The organism is Krasilnikovia sp. M28-CT-15 (genome assembly GCF_047159595.1).
Classification (GTDB): Bacteria; Actinomycetota; Actinomycetes; order Mycobacteriales; family Micromonosporaceae; genus Actinoplanes.
This window is the reverse complement of the sequence record NZ_BAAGAK010000002.1, coordinates 21,696-28,798: the sequence shown is the minus strand read 5'-3', so window position 1 is coordinate 28,798 and position 7,103 is coordinate 21,696. Positions and strand designations below refer to the sequence as shown.

Sequence of the window (7,103 nt, the reverse complement as noted above, 5' to 3'; positions counted from 1 at the left end):
CGCTCCTGGCGGATCGAGGGCGCTACGCGCCCGTCTCCAGGGAGCTCGGCGCTACGCGCCGAGGATGTCCGTTGAGTGTGATCGTGTGCCAAAACCGCAGCTCAGACGGTGTAGAAATGCAGAAATCTGCAAAAGCAGATTTCTAGAATTCAGCATGACCGGCGGCGCTTCGCGCCACCATCCACACCGGATTTGACCTTGCCAGACTCGCCTGACAGCTTGATAGACGCATCAAATGCGAAAACCCTAGGAAGCCCTGTTCGGGGTAACGAAAGTTCCGCACAAGCTCTGCTGGGCGGTTCTATCGAGGGGGCCTGCCGCGCGCCAAGGAGCGGAAATCGCGCATCGAACATATGTCGGGCCGCTGAGAGTTTGGCCGCCTAACCCCAAACGGGGGCCGGCGCGCCACCCCCGTTGACGGCTGCGGCGCCCCCAGGCCGGCGGGCAGCCCCGCCGTTTGGAAAGCCGAACGCCCCCACCACATGGGCGAGGGCGTTCGGGAACTTCAAGATTTCAATTACATGATCCACGGAGCTGCGGTTGCACACATGACGACGGTGATGATCACTAAGATCCGGATCGCCACCGCGCCCTGCAGACGCAGGGAGAGAGTGAAGTCCATTGGGTGTTCCTCCCCTCGTGGGGATCGGTCCGTTGGGCGGACGGGACTTGCAGGGACGCTGGTCCGCCCGAAGCGAGGAACACTCCACGGCGGCGGTCAGGACGGGCGTGCCTTCCCATCCCCCCAACACTCGCGGATCACCTCCGGCGGGGCCAGGCCACAATGATGGCATAGCGGTGCGGTTATCGGTGACATCCACCCGTGTCGCGCGTTCCGTGTCGGGCGATTCCGTCACCAAGGCGCGACGATTTGTCTGGGAAACAAAACACTGCGTCAGCGCTCCGACGAGTCAGCCATGTGGCATGGTCATGCACTGACATGCACTCGGGTGCACTGGGGTGTCTAGGCCGTGGTAGGCGGTGGCAGTCCCCTGCCCACGGGGCGCATTCGCGGAGGCCCGCATCATAAACGTTTCCTGTTGTTTCCATCGCGCGCGCGCCCGTGCGCCCGTGCGCCCGTGAACCTGCGTGTGTGTGCGCGTGATACCACATCGCTACGACAACCACCAACGTCGGTCCGGCTTCGTATGGCCTGGTCAGGCGCCCTGCTCGGGTGTGGCTGGACGGGCAAGGACGGGCGTGCGGAAGCACATCAGAACGACCGAGGCGCACCTCTGTCCGGGTACCCAGACATATGTGTCGACCGCAAAGGGGCTATGCGGTCAACAGGCGCTCCCGCCCGACGTCCAGGACTCCGGATGCGACGAGTACCGACAGGATTGTCGAATATTTTGCCTGTCTTTTCCACGTCATATGCATCCGATTTGTTCGCGGATGTTCGCTCAACATCGCGTAGAAATCCCGTCTACAACTACCCGAGAAATCCCGGTACATAACTCGACCAATTTCATCCTCAGTGAGAGCGTAAATAGCAGGAGATTGAACAGCAGAATCCGAGCAGAAAGTCTCAACGACATGCCCCCCGTTGCAGCGCCAAGCGCACGGACTGTGCCATACTCGCCAAGTACCAGCGTCATGCGTAACGCAAGTCAACACGCAGCGTGACCTGGGCAAAGACGCCCCCAGGGTTCTGTCGCAGTTGGGCGGACGGGCCTGCGGGTAACGGCCCTCCCGGTGCCTCGGGAGGGCCGTTGTCATGTCCACCCTTCATCCCAAGGTCCCAACGGGTGGCGTCGCCGCGAACGCAGTACGCAGAAGCGGGGGAATACGGCGAATCCCACGTACGGGTGTGGGCTGTCAGCCTTCCCTGCACAGAACCAGGAATTGCCTTGCCCGATCGGGCCAGCGAACGCGGCAGTCCTTCGTTATAGCGCTCGCCTTGTCTTGAGAAACAGAGCTAGGGAGCCCTCTGGGAGCCGGGCGTGGGCGCCCGGAAAGTTACTGCTACGAAGGAGGTTCACTCAGTCGTATGACAAGCCCAGGAACTCGACAGCGGCACCGTCTTCCCAGCTCCAGTTAGGCGGGTACCCCTCGTCCTCCAGGGCGTCCTGGAGCGTTTCGAGGGCGGTGTCGTCGTCGCCGTTCTCCCAGGCGTCCAGGAGTGCTTCCATCTCGTACGGGTCGAGGTCCAGCTCGACCAGGCGGTCCCGGGTAGGCCAGGACTTGCCCACCTTCGGCCCCTGACGGCCCTTGATCTTCAGTTTCGCGCCCTTGTTCCGCATTCGGCTCTTACGGCGCTGGCTGCCAGCGGCGGCACGCACCCGCGAGTCCTTCTGCACGAACTCGCGGATCCTGCCTGCGTGCCGCTTGTCGCTGCGTGTCTCGCTGCCGGTGCGGGTAGTCATGCGCTGAACCTGACGCACGGTCACGCCGAGGGCGGCGGCGAGATCCTTCTTGAACTGGGCAAGATCCTTCTTGCTGGCGCCGGCCTGCTCCAGCCGGTCCACGGCGTCGCGGACGTTCTCCGGGGCACGGCCGCCGGCGCGGCCGGTGACGGCGCGCCACAGGTCTCCAGTGACGTCGGCCATGGACTACGCCTCCTTCTCGAACAGGTCCATCAGCTCGCGGTGCAGCCGCGGGGCGCGGTGGGACAGCAGCGGGGCAACCTCGCTCATCGGGGCGGTGCCAGCGGGTTTGAAGTAGGCCAGGCGCACAGGGTCGAGGCCACCGGGATCATCCTTGGGGCCGAGGCCCAGCTCGGCGGCGACGGCGGCCGGGTCGGGGTTGTCGCTGGCGTACAGCACGCAGTCGATCGCCACGGCGAGCGGGTAACGCGCGGTGTTCTCGGCGACGGCGGCCACCTTGCGGAGCAGATTGGCGCGGGCCTGGCCCATGATGTGGTGCTGCCAGTCGGGCCGGTACAGCCGCTCGCCGGCCACGGCCTTCGCACCGTACTTACCGATGGGCGCGGTGTAGGTGACCTTCAACGCCCGGTCGAGGGAAGCCAACAACGGATGGCTGTCGCGGGCGGGCATCACCCACTCGCGGGCATCGCGCAGCAGCTCGTACGCCTGCTCGAAGTAGCGCACGCCGGGACGCTGCGCGCGGGCGCCGTCGATCGCCGGCCACAGCCAGGCGTCGAGCACGGTGCCGTCCCACCAGCCGGCCCGGAGGGCGAAATCCAGGCTTGGTGTGGTGAGCCAGATCGGACCGGTGCGCCCGCGGGACGAGGGGTCGAAGGGGTTGGGGAGCATGTCCCGTTCCCACTCACCCGGCTCAATCTGCCAGTACCCGGGCACCTTGGGGTCGAAGGTGGCGCCCGGGTGGTGCTCGGCGGCGCCCACGCCCACGTACACGGCGCCCATCGCGGACAACCTCATGCCGTTCTTGTCGAAGGCGTGCACGTACGCCTGGCCCGCCTCGATCGGGGTGGGCGGGCGCTGCCAGTAGATGTCGGTCTCCGCCAAGGCCCGGTCGGTGGCCGGCGGCGGTGGGGCCGCCGGCTCGATCAGGCGCTTGGAGGCGCGTACCCGCGTGCGCTCGATGAGGTTCTGTCCGGTAACCGCGCTGGAGATGGACCAGGCGGTGCCCGTGGTCTCGACAAACATGATCAGGCGTTCGGCCAGGTCTTGCGGGTCCGGGTCGTGGCCGGTCTCGTCGTCCAGCAGCGGGCAGTCCAGGCTGGGCCGGGAGGCCGTCCAGTGCGGCAGCACCACGCGGATTCCCGCGCCGGCCTCCCGGTAGGCGTTGATCCACCAATGCGGGGACTCGCCCCTCTCGGCAAGGAACGCCCGCGCGCCGATCTTCCAGCCGCGGGGGGCCAGCTCGGCGGCGATGCGCTCGTGCAGGTCCTTGCCCGCGGCACTGCCGCCGGTGGGCGGCTTCTCCGGTAGGCCCAGGCGTGTGGCGAGCGTGCGGAGCAGCCAGAGCTGGCCGTCATCGCGCAGGCGACGCAGGCCGGTGGGTTCGGGCCAGCCCAGGCCCGTCTGCTCAGCCCAGTCGAGCAGATCGGCGAGGCAGGCCGCGGGGGTTGGCAGCGGCAAGGCCTGGGCGGTATCGGCGCCGGGGGTGACTAGGTGTGCGGTGTCGGCCGACAGCACGGCCGCGACGGTGTGTGTTCCTTCGACGGGGCTCGGTGTGGGCGGCGTCGGTCTTCCCCTCTTCTTGGATTCTTGCTGCTCAGGCGATGTAGAAATCTGCATTTCTGCCTGCTCCGGTGCAGCGGTGGGCGGCGGTTCGGGGGCCGGTGGGGGCGGGAGTGCGTCCGGCGTGGTGGGTGTGGCCTGTCGGGGCGGGGTGCTCTCGTCGGGGATGCGGAGCACGTAGCAGGACGGGCGCCACTTGCCGACGCGCTCCTGTTTGCGCAGGCGCCCGTCTGCCTCGTCGGAGGTCTCCAGCGCCTTCTCTTCGCGGAGCTGCCGCAGGCCGGGAAGGGCGTCGTCCATGCCCACCGATCCGGCGATGGCGTCCATGTAGGTGGTCAGCACGGCGACGCGCTGGCGGCCGTCGGCGGCCGGGTCCAGGGTGAAGCCCTCCACCTGGCCGGGCAGCCGGCCCCCTGCCACGCCCTCCAGCGTGGTCAGGTAGTCGCTCTTGGTGGGGAACGAGGCCGGGCGCGAGGTGACGGCCTGCACCACGGCGGACAGCAGTCGCTCGCCCGGCGTAACGCCGCGCTCGGCCAGCTCGGCGATCAGCCCGTCGAGCACGACCCGGCCCCCGGTCACGGCCGCGTCGCGCAGCCCGGCCGCGCCGGTGAGCTGTTCCAGGCGCTCAGCGCCGGCGACGGCCAGGGCGGCGTGCCGGGCCAGCCGGCGGGCGATGCCGCCGCCGGGCAGTTGCAGCGCCTGTTCGGCGCGCATGACCGCGGCGTCGACCTGCTCCAGGGTGGGCGGGTCGGTCATCGCCCAGCGCATCGGCCAGCCGTAGAAGACGCTGGCCAGCAGTTCGACGCGCTCCGCTTCGGCCGCGGTGGACACGATCGGTACGGCAATCTCCAGGACGCGCGCCGCCAGGGCCTCGTTGGCGATCCGCCCCAGAATCGTGTGGTTGCCAGCGGTGAACAGCCCGCCCTTCCACGGTGCGGATCGTTTGGCGCCGCCCAGCCGCTTGCCGCCGGTGCGCTGCGCTCCGTCGGTGAGGCGCAGCAGCAGCGTTTCCAGCGCGGCGGGGGTCAGGCCGGCGGCGCTCAACTCGTCGCGGAAGGCGGGCAGGCAGGCCAGCTCGCCCAGCTCGGCGGTCAGGCCGATGGTGGTGGTGTTCCAGCCCTGCACCAGATGCTCGGGGTCGCCGTGCACGGCGCTGGCCGCGATCATCCCGGTGGTCTTGCCCATGCTGCTCGCGCCGGTCAGCAGGCAGATGAACGACTTGCGCTTGAGCGGCACGACGTACGCGCTGTTCATCGCCGCGCCGACGATCAGCGCCAGCTTGGGGTTCGCCGTGGCAATCGAGGCCAGCTCGCGCCACGCCTCCATCGGGGACGCGGGCAGCGCGGCGGCATCGACGCCGGGCGGCACGCCGGTGCTGGCCGGGTCGCCGATGTCGCCGTAACCGCGCGGGCCGACGTCGCGCGGCGCCAGCTCCAGGGCGCCGTTGACCCAGCGGGCGGTGATCTCGCGGGCGGTGGCGAAGCGCTGGGCGGCGTCGCGGATCGCCGTCGCGGCGGCCTTCTGAATCTTGTCGTCGGCGGACAGGGCCACGTCCAGGCGCGCCGCCCACTCACCGGTTTTGATCTCGTCGCCGTCGCAGACCACGGCGTCGCGGCCGTCCGGGTGCATGGACAGCCGGAAGTCCAGGCCGGTGCGGCGGCCGTCGCCGTCGCGGCGCGACAGCCGCTCCAGCACGTACGGCAGCTCGGCGACTTTGGCCCAGCCCGGGATCTCGCCGGCGTCGGCGTCCTCGCGGCCCACCTTGCGGTACAGGCCGCGGGGGATGCCGTCGCTGTCCTCGCCGGTGGAGTAGCGCCAGGCGCCCTGCGACATGGCGACGCGGTACCGCGGGCTGGCCGGCGCGTCGTCGGGGGCGCCGCTGTCGCCGCCGCCGCCGGGGCTGCGGCGGCGCTGGGTGGGGAACGGCACCACGACCGCGGCCGGGGGTGGGGCGGGTACGTCGGGCAGCAGCTCGGCGGGCACCGCGGCCAGGGCGTCGAGGGTGAGCCCGGCGGCCAGGTGCTCGGCGAGGTCCGCCTTGTCGGCCTCCAGCGGGGTCTGTACGACGTCGACGGCTGCGGCGGTGCCGGTCAGGGCGGCGGCGACGATCGCGGCGTGCCGGTAGCCGGCCTCGTCGCGGTCGGCCACGACGCGCACCCGGGCGCCGGCCAGCACGGCGGTCCACTCGGGTCGCCAGTCGGTGGCGGTCTTGCAGGCGCCGTTGGGCTTGGTGACGGCGGCGGCGCCGGCCGCGGCGGCGGCGTTGGCGTCCTTCTCGCCCTCCACCACGTACACCGGCGCGCCCTCGGTGATCGCGGCGGCGGCCTCGTCCTGGCGGTACAGCGGCACGTCGGCGGGCTTCTCGAACAGCCAGAAGCCGGGCCGGTCGGGCACGGGGCGGCGCCACCGGAAGGTCTTGGCCCCGTCGGCGTCGGTGAACCGGCCCACCTCGCCGACGAGCTGGCCGTCGCGCCGGTACGGGTAGACGTCGGTCAGGGTGCCGGCGGCGGGCCAGCCGCGGCGCGGACGGGGGGCACGGGCCGGCGCCTTGTGGCCGGGGGCGGGCTTGCCGGTGGTGGGCGCCGGTGGGCTGGCCACGACGTCGGTGCGGGGTTCCCACGAGTCGAACAGCTCGGCCAGCGACAGGCCCAGCGCTGACACCACGGCGTCGGCGGGGCAGCCCGTCTGGCAGCAGACGACGGTCAGGCCACCGCGGTCGCCGGAGTCGCGCCAGTCCACCGACAGCGACGGCCGGTGATCGTCGTGGGCGGGGCAGCGCGCGTCCAGGTGTGTGGTGCCGCGGGGCCGCGGGGTGCAGCCGGTCGCCTCCAGGGCGGTGTGGACACGCTCAAAGCTGGTGCCATCGGCCCGATGCTGGGCCACGTGGAGGGCCACGTGTTAGCCTCACTCTGCGTTTGAACTTTGGTCAGGGACAACGCTCGCCGCCAGCGCCAACTGGCGGCACAGACGAAGAAAAGGCCTGGAGCCCGGTGGCTC

The 7,103-nt window shown here is 70.2% G+C and carries 2 protein-coding genes; both read right to left on the bottom strand.

What is annotated here, in order from left to right; translation table 11 throughout:
• Positions 1-1,982: 1,982 nt before the first annotated feature.
• Complete coding sequence (locus ACMCNO_RS34545; RefSeq protein WP_412753961.1) at positions 1,983-2,549, bottom strand: hypothetical protein; 567 nt, start codon at positions 2,547-2,549, stop codon at positions 1,983-1,985.
• Positions 2,550-2,552: 3 nt separating this feature from the next.
• On the bottom strand, positions 2,553-7,001 hold the full coding sequence (locus ACMCNO_RS34540) for a DUF927 domain-containing protein (RefSeq protein ID WP_412753960.1): 4,449 nt from the start codon (positions 6,999-7,001) through the stop codon (positions 2,553-2,555).
• Positions 7,002-7,103 lie beyond the last annotated feature (102 nt).